Origin of the sequence: Bradyrhizobium genosp. SA-4 str. CB756 (assembly GCF_000473125.1) — a bacterium.
GTDB classification, from domain to species: domain Bacteria; phylum Pseudomonadota; class Alphaproteobacteria; order Rhizobiales; family Xanthobacteraceae; genus Bradyrhizobium; species Bradyrhizobium arachidis.
Genome location: NZ_KI421499.1, coordinates 7,495,329 through 7,514,110 on the forward strand (window position 1 = coordinate 7,495,329; position 18,782 = coordinate 7,514,110).

Annotated in this window: 19 protein-coding genes, 1 tRNA gene and 1 riboswitch; of the genes, 8 read left to right on the forward strand and 12 right to left on the reverse strand. The window is 65.1% G+C overall.

The window, feature by feature from the left end:
• Positions 1–133: 133 nt before the first annotated feature.
• Complete coding sequence (locus BRAGE_RS0136275) at positions 134–1,126, forward strand: alpha/beta fold hydrolase (protein ID WP_027564801.1); 993 nt, start codon at positions 134–136, stop codon at positions 1,124–1,126.
• Positions 1,127–1,130: 4 nt separating this feature from the next.
• On the opposite strand, the gene BRAGE_RS0136280 is transcribed toward BRAGE_RS0136275, so the two are convergent.
• Positions 1,131–1,204: transfer RNA gene (locus tag BRAGE_RS0136280), tRNA-Gly, on the reverse strand.
• Positions 1,205–1,377: 173 nt separating this feature from the next.
• On the opposite strand from BRAGE_RS0136280, the gene BRAGE_RS0136285 reads away from it, so the two are divergent.
• From BRAGE_RS0136285 to BRAGE_RS0136305, 5 genes are all read left to right on the forward strand, one after another.
• Positions 1,378–1,953, forward strand: a complete 576-nt coding sequence (locus BRAGE_RS0136285; protein WP_027564802.1) for a methylated-DNA--[protein]-cysteine S-methyltransferase — start codon at positions 1,378–1,380, stop codon at positions 1,951–1,953.
• A 95-nt stretch (positions 1,954–2,048) separates the two neighbouring features.
• Positions 2,049–2,888, forward strand: coding sequence for a helix-turn-helix transcriptional regulator (locus BRAGE_RS0136290; RefSeq protein ID WP_027564803.1), 840 nt, complete (start codon positions 2,049–2,051; stop codon positions 2,886–2,888).
• Positions 2,889–2,944: 56 nt separating this feature from the next.
• Entirely contained in the window at positions 2,945–3,304 is a 360-nt protein-coding gene (locus BRAGE_RS0136295) for a VOC family protein (RefSeq protein WP_027564804.1), read from the forward strand.
• A gap of 125 nt (positions 3,305–3,429) precedes the next feature.
• Positions 3,430–3,828 (forward strand): SRPBCC family protein, encoded by a 399-nt coding sequence (locus BRAGE_RS0136300; protein ID WP_027564805.1) that lies wholly within the window; start codon positions 3,430–3,432, stop codon positions 3,826–3,828.
• 113 nt (positions 3,829–3,941) lie between these two features.
• Positions 3,942–4,430 (forward strand): hypothetical protein, encoded by a 489-nt coding sequence (locus BRAGE_RS0136305; RefSeq protein ID WP_027564806.1) that lies wholly within the window; start codon positions 3,942–3,944, stop codon positions 4,428–4,430.
• A 110-nt stretch (positions 4,431–4,540) separates the two neighbouring features.
• Here BRAGE_RS0136305 and BRAGE_RS0136310 read toward each other — a convergent pair whose 3' ends face one another.
• From BRAGE_RS0136310 to BRAGE_RS0136330, 5 genes are all read right to left on the reverse strand, one after another.
• A complete protein-coding gene (locus tag BRAGE_RS0136310) occupies positions 4,541–5,227 on the reverse strand; it encodes a hypothetical protein (RefSeq protein WP_027564807.1) in 687 nt (228 codons plus the stop codon).
• 143 nt (positions 5,228–5,370) lie between these two features.
• Positions 5,371–6,813 carry an MATE family efflux transporter gene (locus BRAGE_RS0136315; protein ID WP_027564808.1) on the reverse strand — a complete coding sequence of 481 codons (1,443 nt, stop codon included), beginning with the start codon at positions 6,811–6,813 and terminating at the stop codon, positions 5,371–5,373.
• Between the two features lie 350 nt (positions 6,814–7,163).
• The gene (locus BRAGE_RS0136320) at positions 7,164–8,216 is read right to left on the reverse strand and encodes a hypothetical protein (protein WP_027564809.1); all 1,053 of its coding nucleotides are present in this window, start codon (positions 8,214–8,216) and stop codon (positions 7,164–7,166) included.
• 104 nt (positions 8,217–8,320) lie between these two features.
• Positions 8,321–8,734, reverse strand: a complete 414-nt coding sequence (locus BRAGE_RS0136325; protein WP_027564810.1) for a PAS domain-containing protein — start codon at positions 8,732–8,734, stop codon at positions 8,321–8,323.
• Between the two features lie 170 nt (positions 8,735–8,904).
• Complete coding sequence (locus tag BRAGE_RS0136330; protein ID WP_108914738.1) at positions 8,905–10,041, reverse strand: 2'-deoxycytidine 5'-triphosphate deaminase; 1,137 nt, start codon at positions 10,039–10,041, stop codon at positions 8,905–8,907.
• Between the two features lie 80 nt (positions 10,042–10,121).
• Positions 10,122–10,201, forward strand: a riboswitch (SAM riboswitch).
• Between the two features lie 74 nt (positions 10,202–10,275).
• On the opposite strand from BRAGE_RS0136330, the gene BRAGE_RS0136335 reads away from it, so the two are divergent.
• The gene (locus BRAGE_RS0136335) at positions 10,276–11,463 is read left to right on the forward strand and encodes an O-succinylhomoserine sulfhydrylase (RefSeq protein ID WP_027564812.1); all 1,188 of its coding nucleotides are present in this window, start codon (positions 10,276–10,278) and stop codon (positions 11,461–11,463) included.
• A 67-nt stretch (positions 11,464–11,530) separates the two neighbouring features.
• On the opposite strand, the gene BRAGE_RS0136340 is transcribed toward BRAGE_RS0136335, so the two are convergent.
• Genes BRAGE_RS0136340 through BRAGE_RS0136350 form a run of 3 tightly spaced genes read right to left on the reverse strand, consistent with a single transcriptional unit; the run spans position 11,531 to position 14,556 of the window.
• Complete coding sequence (locus BRAGE_RS0136340; protein ID WP_027564813.1) at positions 11,531–12,529, reverse strand: SGNH/GDSL hydrolase family protein; 999 nt, start codon at positions 12,527–12,529, stop codon at positions 11,531–11,533.
• A gap of 12 nt (positions 12,530–12,541) precedes the next feature.
• Positions 12,542–13,324 (reverse strand): SGNH/GDSL hydrolase family protein, encoded by a 783-nt coding sequence (locus BRAGE_RS0136345; protein ID WP_027564814.1) that lies wholly within the window; start codon positions 13,322–13,324, stop codon positions 12,542–12,544.
• Positions 13,324–14,556, reverse strand: coding sequence for an OpgC domain-containing protein (locus BRAGE_RS0136350; RefSeq protein WP_027564815.1), 1,233 nt, complete (start codon positions 14,554–14,556; stop codon positions 13,324–13,326). The genes BRAGE_RS0136345 and BRAGE_RS0136350 overlap by 1 nt, the downstream gene beginning before the upstream one ends.
• Positions 14,557–14,739: 183 nt before the next feature.
• Between BRAGE_RS0136350 and apaG the strand changes: the two genes are divergently transcribed.
• Positions 14,740–15,132: a Co2+/Mg2+ efflux protein ApaG gene (gene apaG, locus BRAGE_RS0136355; protein WP_027564816.1), complete on the forward strand. Its 393-nt coding sequence runs from the start codon at positions 14,740–14,742 to the stop codon at positions 15,130–15,132.
• A gap of 129 nt (positions 15,133–15,261) precedes the next feature.
• Here apaG and BRAGE_RS0136360 read toward each other — a convergent pair whose 3' ends face one another.
• From BRAGE_RS0136360 to BRAGE_RS0136370, 3 genes are all read right to left on the reverse strand, one after another.
• Entirely contained in the window at positions 15,262–16,269 is a 1,008-nt protein-coding gene (locus BRAGE_RS0136360; RefSeq protein WP_027564817.1) for an Hsp33 family molecular chaperone, read from the reverse strand.
• A gap of 295 nt (positions 16,270–16,564) precedes the next feature.
• Entirely contained in the window at positions 16,565–17,488 is a 924-nt protein-coding gene (gene argF, locus BRAGE_RS0136365; RefSeq protein WP_027564818.1) for an ornithine carbamoyltransferase, read from the reverse strand.
• Entirely contained in the window at positions 17,488–18,690 is a 1,203-nt protein-coding gene (locus tag BRAGE_RS0136370; protein ID WP_027564819.1) for an aspartate aminotransferase family protein, read from the reverse strand. The genes argF and BRAGE_RS0136370 overlap by 1 nt, the downstream gene beginning before the upstream one ends.
• Positions 18,691–18,782: the final 92 nt, after the last annotated feature.

Below are 18,782 nucleotides of genomic sequence, written 5' to 3' on the forward strand. Positions count from 1 at the left end.
ATCGGGCGGGGAGAAGCTTAAGGCTGGCGAGGCGCGCGTGCCGGGGGGCGAGAGCTAATATATTAGAATCTTTGCGGGGCCTGTAGGGCCGACTAGGATGCGCCCCACCACGATGGACCCGGGAGGCGACGACATGGGCGAGCCGACGCAGCGGACGATCAAGGCCAATGGCATCAGCCTCAACGTCGCCGAGCAGGGCGAGGGGCCCATGGTGTTGCTGTGCCACGGCTTTCCGGAAGGCTGGTACTCCTGGCGCCACCAGCTCGAGGCGTTGGCGGCGGCCGGCTACCATGCAGTTGCGCCCGACATGCGCGGTTACGGCAAGAGCGATCGGCCCGAAGCGATCGACCAGTACACGATCCTCCATATGGTCGGCGATCTCGTCGGCGTGCTCGATGCCTTCGCGGCAAAGCATGCCGTCATCGTCGGCCACGATTGGGGCGCAACGATTGCCTGGCACACCGCGCGCCTGCGGCCCGATCGCTTCCGCGCCGCCGCCATTCTCAGCGTGCCCTATCGGCCGCGCAGCGAGGTGCGGCCGACCAGCGTCATGCCACAGACGGCGGACGCGCAGTTCTATCAGCTGTACTTCCAGGAGCCTGGAGTCGCCGAAGCCGAGTTCGAACGCGACCCACGTGCCACGCTCGGCGCCATGCTCTTCGGCGGTTCCGGCGAAGGAGTGGCAGCGATCCGCGCCAATGCCGAGCGTCAGGGGCGGACCGCTGGCGTCGGCATGGTCTCACGCAAGGACGGCATGTTGCCGAAGGTGCAGGTGCCGCTGCCGTCGTGGCTCAGCGCCGCCGATCTCGATTATTACGCCGCCGAATTCGCCCGCAGCGGGTTTCGCGGACCGCTCAACTACTACCGCAACATCGATCGCAACTGGGAGCTGGTGGGCGCCTTCGAGGGCGTGAAGGTGGTCGTGCCCGCGCTCTACGTCGCCGGCGACCACGACATGGTCATCGCCTTCCCCGGCGCCGCCGAGCACCTCGCCAACATGAAGCAATGGGTGCCGCAGCTGCGCGAGATCAGGATGCTGCCAGGCTGCGGACACTGGACGCAGCAGGAACGGCCGACGGAGGTGAACGCGGCGCTTGTCGAATTCCTGCAGAGCTTACCGAACTAAAGCTTGGAGCGGGCGAAGGGAATCGAACCCTCGTATGCAGCTTGGGAAGCTGCCGTTCTACCATTGAACTACGCCCGCGGATGCGTTGCTCACGCCCGACCTGATTAGCCGAGACGGCGCGCGCCGCCAAGCGATTTGGCGCACTCGGCCGGACGCTTCTTAAGGTTTTGGCAAGATTCCAGGTGCGCGCGATTGTGGCGGTGTTATGATCGCCTGTCTGGGGAGAGACGTGCACTGAGTGGGGCGTGCGCATGGTGGGGCGTGCTTACGCGATATTCGACACGGCGATCGGGCGCTGCGGCATCATCTGGAGCAGCACCGGCGTCGTTGCCGTGCAATTGCCCGAGGCGCGGGAGATCGACACCCGCCGTCGGATTTTCCAAGTCCATCCCGAAGCGCGCGAGCAGCGCCCATCCGAGAACGCCGAGCTGGCGATCGAGGGGATCGTGGGCCTGCTGCAAGGCGGCGATCCCGATTTCTCCGAGGTCGGCCTGGACGCCGGCGGCGTGCCCGGCTTCAACCGGCGGGTCTATGAATACACCTGCACGATCCCGCGCGGAGAGACGCGCACCTACCACGAGATCGCCAAGGCGCTGGGCGCCTCCGGCGCCGCGCATTCGGTGGCGCAGGCGATCGCGAAAAATCCCTACATGCTGATCGTGCCTTGCCACCGGGTGCTGGAGGCCGGCAATTACACCGACCGGATCTCGCCTTACGGCGGGGTGATCTCCAAGCGGCGGCTGCTGTCGCTGGAGGGCGCCCACCCGGTCGCCAGCAAGACGCTGTTCGAGGTGCTGTTGCCCGTTGCCCCTTCGAGACCGAGCTAAGGCGCGATCTCGATCGCGCCTTAGCTTTGTTTTTTGGGCATGATCTTGTCGGACAACCGCTACACACTTGTCCGGATCATCCCTAGATAGGCGGGATGGACGCAACCACGCTGCTGACGACACGTTCGATGACCGTCTCCGAGTTTCGCTGCGATGCGGGACCGGACGACACGCCATTTGCGGAATGCCGCACCGGCCATTCCATCGGCTATGTCCGCTCCGGCAGCTTCGGTTGCCATTGCCGCGCCGGCTTCTTCGAGCTGGTGGCGGGATCGATGCTGGTCGGCGCGCCCGGCGAGGAATACACCTGCACGCATGAGCATGTCTCGGGCGACGTCTGCCTCGGCTTCTCATTCAGCGAGGACCTGGTCGATGCCCTCGGCGGGTGGCGCGAGGTCTGGCAGGTCGGCGCGACGCCGCCGCTGCCCGAGCTGATGGTGCTGGGCGAGCTCGCCCAGACGGCAGCAGATGGCAACAGCGACTTGGGCCTCGACGAGATCGGCCAGATTCTTGCGGGCCGCTTTGTCGAGATCGTCTCCGGCAAGGCGCGCAAGCAGGCCACACCGACCGCACGCGACCGACGCCGCGCGGTCGAGGCTGCGCTGTGGATCGATGACAATTCGCATACTGAGGTCGATCTCGAACAGACCGCAAAGCAGGCGGGCCTCAGCCCGTTCCATTTCCTGCGGCTGTTCTCCGCCGTGCTTGGCGTCACCCCGCATCAATATCTGGTGCGCTCGCGGCTGCGGCATGCGGCGCGCCGGCTTACTGAGGACGACATCGCCGTCACCGACATCGCCTATGACGTCGGCTTCGGCGACCTCTCCAACTTCGTCCGCACGTTTCATCGCGCGGCCGGCGTATCGCCGACCAAGTTCCGGCAGGCCTCGAAGGGAAAGCGCAAGATTCTCCAAGAGCAGCTTGCCCTCAACTGACTAGTTTCGTCTCCGGCGCGCGCCAGTTGCGGCGCGCTTTGCAAATGGAGACGACTATGTATGACCACATCGGATTGCGCGTTGCCGACCTCGACGCCGCCACGCGCTTCTACACCGCGGTGCTGGCGCCGCTCGGCTATGGCCTGTGCTCCAGCGGCGACGGCTATGCCGGCTTCGGGCCGAAGGGAGAGCCCGCGTTGTGGCTGCACCTGAACAAGGGACGCAAGGCCGACGGCGCGCATATCGCGTTTCGCGCCGGGGATCACGACGCGGTCAAGGCGTTTCACAGTGAGGGCTTGAAGAGCGGCGGCCGCGACAATGGCGGCGCCGGGCCGCGCAAGGATTACAGCCCGACCTATTACGCGGCGTTCTTGATCGATCCCGATGGCAACAATGTCGAGGCGGTTTGTGCGTGAGCGCTAGCCGCGCACGCGCTTTCGTAGGGTGGGCAAAGCGAAAGCGTGCCCACCAACCATCAATGGTGGGCACGGCGCTTCGCGCCTTTGCCCACCCTACCAATACCGCATTTGAGGAAACTCCCATGGCCTCCATCCACAACGACATTCCCCTCTCCGCCTCCGCGAGCGACGTCTGGGACGCGGTGCGCGATTTCGGCGCGCTGCCTCAGCGGCTGGTGCCGGGCTTCGTCACCGCCTGCACGCTCGATGGCGATGCGCGCATCGTCACCTTCGCTAACGGCTCCGTCGCGCGCGAGGTGCTGGTCGATTGCGACGATGCCCGGCAGCGGCTGGTGTATGCGATCGACAGCGAACGGCTGAAGCATTACAGCGCCTCGGTGCAGGTGATCGCCGAAGGCGACAAGAGCTGCCGCCTGGTCTGGATCATCGACATGCTGCCGAACGAGCTTGCGCCCTATGTGCAGGGGCAGACGAAGGAAGCCGTCGTCGCGATGCACAAGGCGTTTCCGCCCGCGGCCTGAACACGCTCTGTGACTTCAGGCACAGAGCCCTCTCTTCGGCGGCCGTAACCATGGCCGCGTGCGTCCGGTTGGCTCCGCTCTCCCGGCGGCGCCGCGCACGCGAGGAGCAGGCCATGAGAGGTGCGGACAAGGTGATCTGCCAGGCGGCCGCCGTGCTGCTGCTGTTTTCGATTTCGAGCGCGCCGGCAAAGGCGCAGTTCCTCGGCGGCGGCGCTGCCGGCGGCGAGGACATGATGACCCAGATGGCGCCGATGCTGGAGATGATGAAGGCGAAGATGGGCAAGCGCCGCTTCGCCATGCTGATGCGGACCATGGGCCCGATGATGAGCCGCATGATTGAGAATGGCGGCGGCGGGTTTGGTGGTGGTCTTGGCGGCCTCGCCGGCGGCAATCTCGGCGGGGGGGTCGGCGCGCCCAATTACGGCGGCTACATGCCGATGGGCGGCGGCACCATGCCGGCCGGATTCGGCGGCATGGGCGGCGGCGATATCATGGGCATGCTCGGCGGCGCCGGCGGCGGTGACATGATGGCGATGATCCCGCAATTGATGCGGCTCGCCAATGCCGGCGGTGGCGGCCATCGCCGCCACAAACATCGCTAGATCGCACGCGCGCAGTACCGCCGCTTGGCAGCTCCGGAAAACGAAGCAACCATCCTTCGGGGCACGAAGGATGGTTGCACCGGGTCAGGGGCGTGATGCGTCGGGGGCTATCAGACCCGGTCGTTGAGAAGGACGCCGGACAACGAAGCGTTTGCAGTCGCCGCGTCGCTCGATCCCGCACTGTAGGTCTGATCGTCGAGCGAGTTCTTCAGCGATTGGAGAAATTGTTGCAGCAGCTCCGTCGCCGACGTGCTGCTTGACGAACTATCCGTGCTGTTCCCGGTCGTCGTATCGCCTGATCCCGTCGCGCTGGACGAGGTCGAATCCGTGAGCGAGCTTGTCAGCGACTGAAGGAATTGCTGAAGCAAGTCCACCAGCGGATTGCCACTCGATGAACTATCCGTGTCGCTGACGGAAGAGCCGTCCGACGGCGGCGGTCCGGGAGGCGGTCCGCCTGCGCCACCCGGCCCGCCGGGTCCTTGCGAGAACGCCGCCTTGAAGATGCCTTGCAGCTCGGTGGCCTGCTGATCGGTCAGCTTACCGCTCGAAACCTCCTGCTGGATGAGATCATCGATCTTCGAACCGAACGCGCCGGGCGACAGCCGGCTGCCGCTGGACTGATCGCCGGTCGTGCTCGATTGCAAGGCGGAATCGATATCGCCGAGCGCGGACGACAGCGCCGTTTGATCGGTCGAACTGATCGCGCCGGAACTGACTTCCGTTTGCAGCTCGTCTTGCAGCCGCTGCAATGGCGATGCGTGGTGATGGTGGAAGGAGAGCGACGAAATCGAGGTCATGTGGGCTTCCGTGCTTCTGGTGGACTCGCGGCGAAATTGTTCGCAGGAGCTGGCGCGGAGCCTTCGCAAGGCGCAGCCGTCGTTACCCGGTATTGCCAGGCGACGAATGGAAATATTCGGAAACAAAAATCCGGCTGACGCGCCTAATCCGCGGCCGACAGCACCGGCCTGATCGTCGGCTTGCTGTCGCGCGGTCCCCAGCGCGTCAGCACGACGCTGGAGCAAGAGAGCAGGCCGAGCAGGACCATCGAGCTTGCGGCCAGCCAGAAGAAGCTCTGCGCGGTGGCGTCGTGCGTCGACAGCCACCAGCCGACGGCCGAGATGTAGATCAGCCGCGCGGTCTGTGCCAGCACCGGGCCGATCACCTTCGCCGCACCTTGCGAGGAGAAATACATCGTCGTGGCAAGGCCGAAGAAGGCGTAGAACGGCCCGACCGTCGAGAGATATTGATGGCTCGCCGCGCGCACGGCCGCGCTGTCGGTGAAGATGTTGACCCAGAGGTCGGGGAAGATCGCAACCAGGCATGCCGGCGTGCCGACCGCCACGAAGGCGGCGGCACTGGCGATCCAGGCGATGCGCCGGGCTCGCGCGATGCGACCCGCGCCGATCGCCATGCCGACCATCGGCACGCAGGCGATGCCGAACGAGAATGCGATCGAGGTCAGCAAAAACTCCAGCCGCGCGCCGATGCCATAGCCGGCGAGGATCGCCGTGCCGAACTTCGCCAGCATGTGGGTGAAGATCGAGATCGTCAGCACCGATTGCAGCGGCGAGAAGCAGGCGATGGCGCCGACCTTCAGGATGTCGAAGAACATCGCCCATTGGATGCGAAGTCCGCGCAGCTTCGGTGCTATCCGGGCGCGGCCGGAGAACAGGTACCAGCCCATGATGCAGATGTTCATGGAGTAGGCGATCAGCGCGCCGGCCGCGACGCCGCGCATGCCGAGCTGCGGCACAGGGCCGAGCCCGAGGCCGAGCGTACCGCCGAGCACGATCTGCCAGGCCGCGGAGTTGAGGATGAGGAACGACGGCAGCTTCATGTTGCCGGTGCCGCGCAAAACGCCGGCCATGGTGTTGAGCAGCCAGGGCAGCACCGCGCCGCCGAAAAACACCTGCGTGTAGGCGATCGCGTGCGTCAGCACATCGCCGCGGCCGCCGAGCATTTCGAGCACCCTGGGCCCGAAGATCAGCATGCCCAGCATGAAGACGAGGCCGAAGCTGATGCCGATCAGCATCGCATGCACGGCGAGCGTGCCGGCACGCTCGCGATCGCCGGCGCCGAGCGCGCGTGCGATGGCGGAAGCCACCGCGCCGCCCATGGCGCCGCCGGACATCGTCATGGTCAGGATCACTGTCGGAAACACCAGCGCCATCGCAGCCAGCGCCTCGACGCCGAGCCGGCCGATATAGGAGGTCTCCGCGATCACCGTGCAGGTGCCGGCCGACAGCGCGATCACGTTCGGCCAGGCGAGAGAGAGCAGCGTGCGCAGGATCGGCCCGTCGGTCAGCGCGCTCTTCACGGGAGGCGGAGGCGGTGGCAGCGGGCGCTCTTGCTCATCGACCGGGATTTCGGCGATGTCGGACATGTCCTCTCCCGGGCGCAGGCGCCATTTGCGGCGCGGCAATGAACAGGTGTGCCAATCAATGACTTCGCGCGGAAGGCGCTGCGGTGGTTGTTAGCACGGCCATTGCCGATTCCTCCTGCGTCAGGTGCAGGCGTGCCCTGCGGCATCGCATTCCAGCCCGTGGAATTGCGGCTCCTCTCCCTCTCTTCTCCCTCTCCCCGTTCTTACGGGGAGAGGGTCGGGGTGAGGGGCCCCATCCGCAAGGAAGGTGACAGCTAGACTCACGGAGAGTCCCCCCTCACCCGCCGCGCTACGCGCGTCGGCCTCTCCCCGCACGCGGGGAGAGGCGAAGTGCGCGGCGGCAGCGCCGGCTATCCGATCGTCCAGACCAGCGGCGGACGTCCACCGGCGGTGGCTCGCGTCTGTACACCGATATGCCGGCCGCATCCCGCGGCGAGGCCCTCGAACAATCCTTCGAGCACCTTGGCGCAGGTCCGGTGATAATCGGCGACATCGTCCATCAGCTTCCAGCTCTGCTGGCGGATTTCGAAGCTGCCTTCGGATTGTGTGGTCTCTGTCGCATCATCCTGCGCGGCGAACAGCGCGTTCAGGAACGATGCGAAATCGCCCGCGCCACCGCGGCGCATCGACAGCGCAGCCGCGACCTCATCGAAATACTGCATGCCGATCAGCTTGCCCGTGAGATGCAGGAGATAGCCGGCATCCTCCGGCCCGAACAGCTGCACCATCACGGGAGCTGCGGTGCGCACATATTCCATCGCGTAGTTGCGATAGGCTTTTTCAAGCCGCGGCTTTGGCCAACTCGCGACAGGGAGCTCGGGCGCTGTCTTGGCATCGAACAACGGTGCCTCCAGATGCCGCGCGAAGACGAGGCGCTGATCCAGCTCGAGGGGATGGTCGTATTGATGATAGTAGCCTTCGAGCCCGTCCTGGCCATCGACGCTCTGCTTGGTGCAGACGAAGCCGAGCCTGATATCGCCGAGCGCGACGCCGTTGTTGGCGTGCCAGCCGCGCAGCATCGCGCGGCTCACCTCGCCCGGCACGCCGCAGATCGCGGTGCCCTTCCAGATCCAGCGCGGCGGCGGATAGCGGATCCAGGCCTTGGTGTCGCTCTCGTACATGTATTCGACATGCACGCCGCTGATCCAATTGGAGAGGTAGTGATATTGCGCGGCGGCCACCGCCGGCGGCAGATGATCGATCCCGAGCTTCTTGAGCCCGGGCAGGAAACGCTCCTGCTGCTGGCGACGGAACACGCGGAAGACAAACTCCGCCGCATCCGCCGTGCCGCGTCGCGTGACGACCGTGAGGATGAGACCGGTGAAATAGGCGTGATAGAGGTCTGCGACCGCGCGCCAGCGCTTCCATTGTGCGGCTTGCGCGGCATCTACTGCTGCGGTCATGTTCACTCCCGATCGTGGTTTTGATCGAGTGTGTCACTGCGACTGGTAGCAGGCAACCTGACGCTTATGCAGGACGCCCTGCGCGGCGGCCCGTCAATTCCGCATCACGAATTTTGTGCAAGCCTCGCGGCGCGCTCTCGCTCGACGCGCTCGGTGACGTCGCGTGCCATCGCCACCGATCCCTGCACCGCGCCGCCGGGATCCCGCACCAGCGCGAAGGTCATCTCGATGTAGAGCTTGCGCCCGCTCTTGTGCAGCGCGCGCGTCAGCGTCGGCTTGCCCGCAAGCTTCATCGTCCCGCTCGCGAGCGCAGCCTCAAATCCTTTCCAGTGCGCGGCGCGCAGATGTTCGGGAATGATGAGGTCGAGGTTCTGGCCGAGCGCTTCGTCCGCGGAGAAGCCGAACAGCGCGGTCGATGCGCGATTCCAGCGCGTGATCGTACCGGAGCGATCGGAATAGATCAGCGCGTCCGCGGCGTCGTTGAGGATTCTTGCGTCGAGGTGGGATTGATCGGTCATGGTGAGACCTCGCATGTCGCTGGATTTCGTTGCGCATCCTGCCACACATTCGGTGTCATCGCCCGACTTGATCGGGCGATCCAGTACTCCGAAGCGGACGTGATCAAATCGAGAGGCCGCGGCGTACTGGATGCCCCGGTCAAGCCGGGGCATGACAGCGGAGTGTGCTGCTACACCCGAAAATGCTTCGATAGTTTGAGGCCTTGCGCCTGGTAGTTGGAACCGATGCGCTGGCCGTACATCGCGTCGGGACGCGCGAGCATCTTTTCATAGACGAGACGGCCGACGATCTGGCCGTGCTCGAGGATGAACGGCACCTCGCGCGAGCGCACTTCCAGCACGGCGCGTGCGCCCTGCCCCCCAGCGCCGGCATAGCCGAAGCCGGGATCGAAAAAGCCGGCATAGTGTACGCGGAATTCGCCGACCAGCGGATCGAACGGCACCATCTCCGCGGCGTAATCCGGCGGCACCTGCACCGCTTCCTTGGAGGCGAGGATATAGAACTCGCCGGGGTCGAGGATCAGGCTACCATCAGGACGGGCCGAGATCGGCTCCCAGAAATCTTCCACCGCATAGCCGGCGCGGCGATCGACATCGACGACGCCGGTGTGGCGCTTGGCACGATAGCCGACGAAGCCGTTGGCCTTCTCGCCAGAGAGATCGACCGAGACGGCGACGCCGCCGGAGAGATCGGCATTGTCGATGTCGACGAGGCGCTCGGCAGCATGCAAGCCGTCGAGCTCGTCGGCATTGAGGATGGCGTCACCAGTGCGGAAGCGCACCTGCGACAGACGCGAGCCCTCGCGCACCAGCACCGGAAACGTCTTCGGGCTGATCTCGGCATAAAGCGGGCCGTGATAGCCGGCGCCGATCATGTCGAAGCGGCGGGTGCCGTCAGCGATGACGCGGGTGAAGACGTCGAGCCGGCCGGTCGAGCTCTTGGGGTTCGCGGCCGCGACGATCTCCGGCGGCAGCGCCAGGCTCTCGAGCAGCGGCACGATGTAGACGCAGTTGGTCTCCAGCACCGCACCGTCGGCGAGGCTGAACTCATGCAGCTTCAATTCGTCGATGCGCTCGGCGACGGTGGCGCCGGGGCCTGGCAGGAAGCTGGCGCGGACGCGATAGGCGATGTCCCCGAGGCGCAGATCGAGGCTTGCCGGCTGGATCTGGCTTTCGACGAAATCGTATTCGGGCAGGATGAGGCCTGCTTCCGCCATCGCCGCGATCATGCGGTCGGGCAGGATACCATTGGCGTCGGCGGCAACCGTAAAGCTCAACCGGGGGTCCTCATCAGGGGGCAAACGCATCCGGACATGCCGGAAATACTAGCCTTTTACGGCTATCCGATGGACGCCTTGACGGAAAGGGCATTGCGGAATATGAGCATCACTTATCCCGTGGTGATTTGAGCCGGCCGGCTTGCAGCCACGTTAAATAAGTCGCTAAACAGGCCGGGGACCTCTGTGATCCCGGCCCGTGGAGATATCCAGGCCGGTTTTTTTGTGACCGTTTTCGACGAGGCGGTCATATCGGAGGGTCCTATGTCGAAGTCGCCTGCCAACTACCGTCCCGAAACCCGCCTGGTCCATTCCGGCACCCTGCGCTCGCAATATGGCGAGACGTCGGAGGCGCTGTTTTTGACGCAAGGCTACGTCTACAACAGCGCCGAGGAGTGCGAGGCGCGGTTCAAGGGCGAGGACCCCGGCTTCATCTATTCGCGCTACTCCAACCCGACGATCGCGATGTTCGAGCGCCGCATGATCGAGCTCGAAGGCGCCGAAGCCGCCCGCTCGGCGGCAACCGGCATGGCCGCGGTGACCACGGCGATCCTGGCGCCGCTGAAGGCCGGCGATCACGTGGTGGCCTCCCGCGCCCTGTTCGGCTCGTGTCTCTACGTCATCCAGGACCTCTTGCCGCGCTACGGCATCGAGACCACGCTGGTCGACGGAGCCAATCTCGACGAGTGGCAGCGGGCCGTAAGGCCCAACACCAAGACGTTCTTCCTGGAGAGTCCGACCAACCCGACGTTAGACGTGCTCGACATTCCCGGCATCGCCGAGATCGCGCACAAGGGCGGCGCGCGGCTCGTCGTCGACAACGTGTTCGCGACGCCGATCTGGCAGAGCCCGCTCGCGCTGGGCGCCGACGTCGTCGTCTACTCCGCGACCAAGCACATCGACGGCCAGGGCCGCTGCCTTGGCGGCATCATCCTGTCGTCGGAAGCCTTCATCGCCGAGCACATCCACAATTTCATGCGCCAGACCGGCCCGTCGATCTCGCCGTTCAACGCGTGGGTTCTCCTGAAGGGCCTTGAGACGCTCGGCGTGCGCGTGCGCGCGCAGACCGATACGGCTGCGCGGATCGCAGAGGCACTGGCGAGCCATCCGAAGATTTCGCGGCTGGTCTATCCCGGTCGCGCCGATCATCCGCAGGCGGCGCTGGTGAAGAAGCAGATGCGCGGCGGCTCGACGCTGGTCGGCTTCGAGGTCAAGGGCGGCAAGGCGGCGGCGTTCCGCGTGCTCAACGAGCTCAAGCTTGCGAAGATCTCGAACAATCTCGGCGATGCCAAGAGCCTCGTCACGCATCCGGCGACCACGACGCATCAGCGCCTGAAGCCGGAAGACCGTGCCGCGCTCGGCATCAGCGAGGGATTCATCCGTTTCTCCGCAGGCCTCGAGCATGCGGACGATCTGATCGAGGATCTGACGGCGGCGCTGGAGAAGGCGTGACGGGCGAATGGCGAATAGTGAGTGGCGAATAGATCTCTATTCGCTACTCGCCATTCCCTATTCGCTTCTACATCGGCCGATACGTCCGCACGTCAGCGGGCACGTTCACGCCGATCTTGATCTGGCCGACTGAGCGGATGATATCGTCGCCGAGCAGCTGGGCGAAGCAGGCGTAGCCCCAATCGTTCATGTGCAGGCCGTCGGCGATCACGAAACTCTCGACCGGAATCGATTGGTTCTCGTGCCAGTCGCGCATCACCTCGAAGCGCGGGAAAATGCCGACGTGACGGAGCTCGGCGACCTTGCCGAGCAGCTTCACCATCTTGCCGGCGCTCTCCTTGCGCTGGTTGACGGCCGGCGAATATTGCGGATCGACCAGCACGATGTCGGCGCCGCCGGCGGCCTGGATGCGGGCGATGCCGTCCTCGACCATCTTGGCGGTGTCGCCGGGATCGAGGTTGCGCAGCACGGCGTTGGTGCCGACCTGCCAGATCACCAGATCCGGATGCACGTCGATCACCTCCTTCTGGAGGCGCTTCATCATCTCGGGCGCGTCCTCGCCGCCGACGCCGGCATTGACGACGGTGATGTCCGCGGTCGGATATTGCCGGCGCAGCTGCGCGGCGAGACGGTTCGGATAGTTGAACTCCGGGGAGCTCGCACCAAATCCCGCGGTCGACGACGAGCCGAACGCGACGATGACGACGGGCTGGCCGGCGACGAGCTTGCTTGCGACATGCGGCAGCGAGCCCATCGCCTTCGGGCCGCCCTTGTTCGCGTCCTTGGGAGGCAGGCAAGGCACGCGGCTAAGGATGTCGCCGGCGGATTTCGCGACCTGCTTCACCTTGTCGATGGCACGCGATGTGATACCGCGCTGCTCGGGTGACGTCGCGGCGACGGTGGTCTGGGCGGGCGGTGCGGAATTAGCCGATGGCGCGGGCGCGGGTGTCGCCTGCGCGGCTTGCGCCTGCGCGCGCGACTGCGAGGCCGGAGTCAGCAACAGCAGCGCCGCCGCCGCGGGCGCAGCCAGCGATGCCGTCAGGCAAAAAGGGCGGAAGGTACTCATTAACGCTAGTCCTCAATTCTGCTGCTGGGCCGGCCCCAGATGGGCAGCGTCGATCACGAACTGTGCCAACGCCCGGCCCAGGCAATCATGGACCTGTTTCGCCAGCTCTGGCCCGCGGGACGGGCTGAACAGGTCGAACTGCCCCTGATCATTCCACTGCCGCATGATTGCGAAACGATCGAACAGCGGGACGTCATGCTCCTGCGCCACCACCCGCATGTTGTCGAGATATGGCGGCACCGAGATCATGGTTTCGGTACGCGGGCTGTACTGCAAATTCATCAAGACGACGTCAGCCCCTGCATTTTGCAGCGCGGCAACCCCTGAGGTCACAGCGCCGCGGAAATCGTCGGGATCGATGGCTCGGATAGCATCCACGGTCCCGGTCTGCCAGATGACCAAAGTAGGCCTTTTTGCTTCCATCAGCTTAACGAAGGTCCCGGCCGCCTCCTCGGCCGTCTTCTTGCTCTGTATTTCTACGGAGACGTGCACGACCTCTGGCGGCGGCAACTTGTCCTTCAAAATGACCTGCATCCGCGCGGGATAGGAGCTGTCCTCCGAGGCCGGAATCCTGGTCGAACCGCTGCCGATGACGAGGATTTCGAGCGGTTTGCCCGTCTTAACCGCATCGGCGACCCTGGGAAGCTGGCTCTCGCTGGTGAGCAGATAGGACGGCAATTCGCAGGCTGCCGGCGCGGCAGGAGCGGCAGCAGACGCAGCATCGCCCGCGCGCGCCTGGGGCGCGGCGAGACTACCGCATAGCAGGACCAGGCTCAGGAGAACCTTCGCCTTCATCAGCCCCCTCCCGCCAGATCGGCGTTGCCGACGGCGTTTTTGGTTTTCGCACCGCTCTTGTCAGCCACGCGCTTGTACCACGAAATGACAGAGGCCACGCCCCACATGATCAGGATTCCGCAGAGACTAATCAGCGCATGCATGACCGCGCCGCCGGAGACTTCGGCCAGGACGAAATGGCCGGCAAAGGCGAGGAAGACGCCGAGGCAGAAGATCTCGAGCGAGTGCTGGCCGCACAGGATCAGCGGGCGCAGCCAGGGCGATTTCAGGCCCGGCCATTCCCGCGGCAGGAAGCGCACGGTGAGCGCGGCCAGCGCCAGGAAATGCGTGAAGCGCAGCACATCGAGGTCCGTCTTGTCGATCGGATACATCCACTGCTCGAGCCGCTTCGGCATCAAATGCGAAAGCTGCGGCACGTACCAGGTCAGCGTCACGTAGAACGCCGCAACGATATAGGCGATCGCGATCCACATCGTCACCGGCGAGGCCAGGATACGCGACATGCGCCGCGCACCTCCGAGCGCGCACCATGCGCCGAACACGAACAGCAATTGCCAGGCGAGCGGATTGAACGCCCAGAAGCCGTTCGGATAGGCGGAGAAGTAGAGATCGAATTCCCAGGTCACCGCATAGAGCACGGCCGAGAGCGCCAGCGTGACGTCGGGCTTCCACTTCATCGACCACAGGATCAGCGGCAACGCCAGCATCAGCACGATGTAGAGCGGCAGCACGTCCATGTTGACGGGGCGGAAGCGCAGCAGCAACGCCTGCACGATGGTGATGTCGGGCTGCTTGAGGAAATCCATGATCCCCATCTCTTCGGTGTAGAGCGGGTTCTCGAAGCTGGTCGCCACATAGGAGATCTCGGCGAGGAAGATCGTGAACAGGAAGACGTGGGCGACGTAGATCTGCCAGACGCGCCGCAGGATGCGCGCGGTGGCAATGACGAAGCCGCTCTCCAGCATCGCCCGGCCGTAGACGAAGGCGGCGGTGTAGCCGGAGATGAAGATGAATATCTCGGTGGCGTCGCTGAAGCCGTAATTGCGGATCGTGAACCAGGTCAGAAGGCTCGGCGGCAGATGGTCGATGAAGATCAGCCACAGCGCGAGGCCGCGGAACAGGTCGAGCCGGAGCTCGCGCTCGCCGATGGCGGGCAGCGAGATGGCCGGGGCGGCCGCGCGCGGTTTTGCGGTTCCCGCGATCGATCCCGTCACTTGGTCGGCAATGGTCATCGGGGCCTAGACACCCTTGCGCAAGTCGCGACGCATGAAGGAGTTTACAGCTCCGGCCATTATCTCGCAAAGCGGCCGGATCACATTTGGGGGTCTACTTCCTCGCGAATTCTGGCGGGACGATGTCGTGAAAACCACCTCGGGCGTTTGGTTCCGGAGCCGGATTTCGTTATGATGGCGGTCATGTACCGCGCCGTGACCCGCCAGATCGAAGTGACCGTCGAGCCGAACTTTGTTCCGGAGCAATCGTCGGCCGACCGCTCGCGCTTTTTCTGGTCCTATACCATCGTCATCACCAATTCCGGCGAGGAGACCGTGCAGCTCAAGACGCGGCACTGGATCATCACCGACGCCTCCGGCCGCCAGCAGGAGGTGAAGGGCGAGGGCGTGGTCGGCGAGCAGCCGATCCTCGCCCCCGGTGAGCGCTTCGAATACACCTCGGGCGTGCCGCTCTCGACCGCCTCCGGTTTCATGACCGGCCGCTACCAGATGGTCAGCGAAAGCGGCGAGCGTTTCGAGATCGAGGTGCCGACGTTCTCGCTGGACAGCCCGGACAGCAAGCGGGTGTTGAACTAGGGCGGTGCCGTAGGATGGGCAAAGCGAAGCGTGCCCACCAATCAACATCGCGAGTGCGGTGGCATGGTGGGCACGGCGCTTTGCGCCTTTGCCCACCCTACGGCACCGAGCACTTGACCGGCAGTACCCTTACGCGTCCTCGACGCCCGCCTCATCCGGCGTGAACTGATACACCGAGCTGCAGAACTCGCAGGTCACGACGACCTTGTCGTCCTTGACCATCGCGGCGCGATCGTCAGGCGAAAAACTCTTCAGCATGGACGCGACTGCATCGCGCGAGCAGGAGCATTGCGCCTTGAGAGACAACGGCTTGAACACGCGCACGCCGCGCTCGTGGAAGAGACGGTAGAGCAGCCGCTCGCCGGACAGCTCCGGATCGATCAGCTCGACATCCTCGACGGTCTCGATCAGAGACCGCGCCTCGACCCAGGCGTCGTCCTCGGCAATGCTGTGCACTTCGGCGCCTTCCGGGGCGTCGCCGGGATGCAGGTCGGCCTGCCGCGCGCGCTCCGGCGCTTTCGGCAGAAACTGCATCAGCATGCCGCCGGCGCGCCAGCGATGTTTGCCGCCGTCGCTACTGCGCCACTCCTCGCCGACCGCAAGGCGCACCTTGGTCGGGATCTGCTCGGAGCGCAGGAAATACTCGTGGGCGGCATCTTCCAAACTACCGCCGTCGAGCGCGACAAGGCCCTGGTAGCGGCTCATGTCGGGACCCTGGTCGATGGTCATGGCGAGATGGCCGTGGCCGAGCAGCGCGCCGGAATCCCTGGCATCACCAAGGCGCGCGGCATCGAAGCGCGCATAGGCGCGCAGGCGATCCGGCGCCTGGTAGTCGACCACCAGGAACGACACCGGACCGTCGGTCTGGGCCTGCAGGATGAAGCGGCCCTCGAATTTCAGCGCCGAGCCGAGCAGCGTCGTCAGCACGATGGCCTCGCCGAGCAGCTTGCCGACCGGCGCCGGATAATCGTGCTTGGTCAGGATCTCGTCGAGCGCGGGACCAAGCCGCACCAGGCGACCGCGCACGTCGAGCGCGTCGACCTCGTAGGGCAGCACAGCGTCATCGATCGGAACCGCTGATGGCGCGCGAACCGGGCCTTCAGGCCCGGTTTTCATGTCAGGGGATTGGAAAACCATGGCGCTTTATCTGGGGTCGGAGGGCGAAAATGGAAGGGCTGCAGAGCAGCGTGTTCCGGGAGCAGTGATCATGGCACGCGATAACGCAAATTCGATGTCGTCCCGGGGCGCGCGACTTGTCCGCCGAAGGGCGAAGGCGGAAGCGCGAGCCCGGGACCCATAACCACAGGCTGCAGTTCGGCGAAGACTGGTCAGCCTCTGCCAGCCTGCCACAAGAGAGTGACCGCGGTATGGGTCCCTGCGTTCGCAGGGACGACGATAGTGTATGAGGCGGCCGCGGCGAATTCCAACGCGCCTACTTCACCGCGTCGAAGCACCAGGCCAGAATGCCCTTCTGCGCATGCAGGCGGTTTTCCGCCTCGTCGAACACGACCGATTGCGGGCCGTCGATCACCTCATCCGTGACCTCCTCGCCGCGATGAGCCGGCAGGCAGTGCATGAACAGCGCGTCGGGCTTGGCCAGCGACATCAGCTTGGCATTGACCTGGTAAGGCTTGAGTACGTTGTGACGGTGCTCGCCTTCCTTGTCGCCCATCGACACCCAGGTGTCGGTGACAACGCAATCGGCGCCCTTTACGGCCGCCTCCGGATCGGTGCCGAGCACGATCGGCGCGTTCGTCGCCTTGATCCAGTCGCGCATCACCTTCTTCGGCGCGAGCTCCGGCGGCGTTGCGACATTGAGCTTGAACTTGAAGCGCTCGGCGGCGTGCGCCCAAGAAGCGAGAACGTTGTTGTCGTCACCGGTCCAGGCCACCGTCCGGCCCTCGATCGGGCCGCGATGCTCCTCATAGGTCATGAGATCGGCCATCACCTGGCAGGGATGCGAGCGCCGGGTCAGGCCGTTGATCACGGGCACGGTCGCATGTTGCGCAAGCTCCAGCAGCGCCTCGTGGTTGAGGATGCGGATCATGATGGCATCGACATAGCGCGACAGCACGCGCGCGGTGTCGGCGATGGTCTCGCCGCGGCCGAGCTGCATCTCGGCGCCTGTGAGCATGATCGGCTCGCCGCCGAGCTGGCGCATGGCGACGTCGAACGACACGCGGGTGCGGGTCGAGGGACGCTCGAAGATCATCGCCAGCGTCTTGCCTTCGAGCGGCTTCACCGGCTGGTGCGCCTTCTGCTTCGCCTTCATCGCGGAGGATGCGGCGAGCATGCGCTTGAGCTCCGTCAGCGGCAGCTCGTTGATGTCGAGGAAATGCTTGGGTGAACTGCTCATCAGCTTGCCGCCCGCTTGTTGCCGGCAAGGGCCGTGCAGGCGCGCTCGAGCCGCGCGACGCTATCCTCGATCTCGGTTTCGGTGACGATGAGAGGCGGCAGGAAACGCACGACATTGTCGCCGGCGCCGACCGTGAGCAATTTTTCGTTGCGCAGCGCCGCGACCAGATCGCCGGAGGGCACCACGGCCTTGATGCCGATCAGGAGCCCCTCGCCGCGCACTTCGCTGACGACGTCGGGATGACGGTCGATCACGGAGGCGAGCTTCTGCTTGAGCAGCAGCGACATCTTCTGCACGTGATCGAAGAAGCCGGGCTTGAGCATGACGTCGAGAACGGCGTTCGCAGCCGAGATCGCGAGCGGATTGCCGCCGAAGGTCGAACCGTGCGAGCCGGGCCCCATGCCGGAGGCCGCCTCTGCGGTCGCCAGCACCGCGCCGATCGGGAAGCCGCCGCCGAGCGCTTTCGCCAGCGACATCACGTCAGGCGTCACGCCGGTGCGCCGATGCGCGAACAGATCGCCGGTGCGGCCCATGCCGGTCTGCACCTCGTCAAACGCGAGCAGCAGGCCCTTCTCGTTGCAGAGCTGGCGCAACGCCTTGAGGAAGGCGGGCGGCGACGAACGCACGCCGCCCTCACCCTGGATCGGCTCGATCAGGATGCCGGCGGTCTGCGGGCCGATCGCCTTCTTCACGGCCTCGATGTCGCCATGCGGCACCTGGTCGAAGCCGTCCATCGGCGGACCGAAACCTTCGAGATATTTTGCAGATCCCGTTGCAGCCAGTGTTGCCAGCGTGCGGCCGTGGAAGGCGCCTTCGAAGGTGATGATGCGGTAGCGCTCCGGATGCCCCTTGGAGAAGTGATGATGGCGGACCAGCTTGATCACGCCCTCCAGCGCTTCGGCGCCCGAATTGCAGAAGAACACGAAGTCCGCAAAGCTCTCGCTGCACAGGCGCGCGGCGAGCTTCTCGCCGTCGGGGCTCTGGAACAGGTTCGACATGTGCCACAGCTTCGTCGCCTGCTCCTGCAACGCCTTGACCAGCGCGGGATGGGCATGGCCGAGCGCGTTCACCGCGACGCCCGAAGTGAAGTCGAGATAGCGCTCGCCATTGGTCGCGATCAGCCAGCAGCCTTCGCCGCGCTCGAAACCGAGGTCGGCCCTGGCGAAAACGGGGAGCAAATGCGGCGCGGCGCTGTTGGTCATGACGATCACTTGGATGTTGCGGACGGCTTGAGTGCATTGCGCAACGCACCATTGACCGGCCCGGAAAACGAAACGTGCCGCCTTTTAAGGGC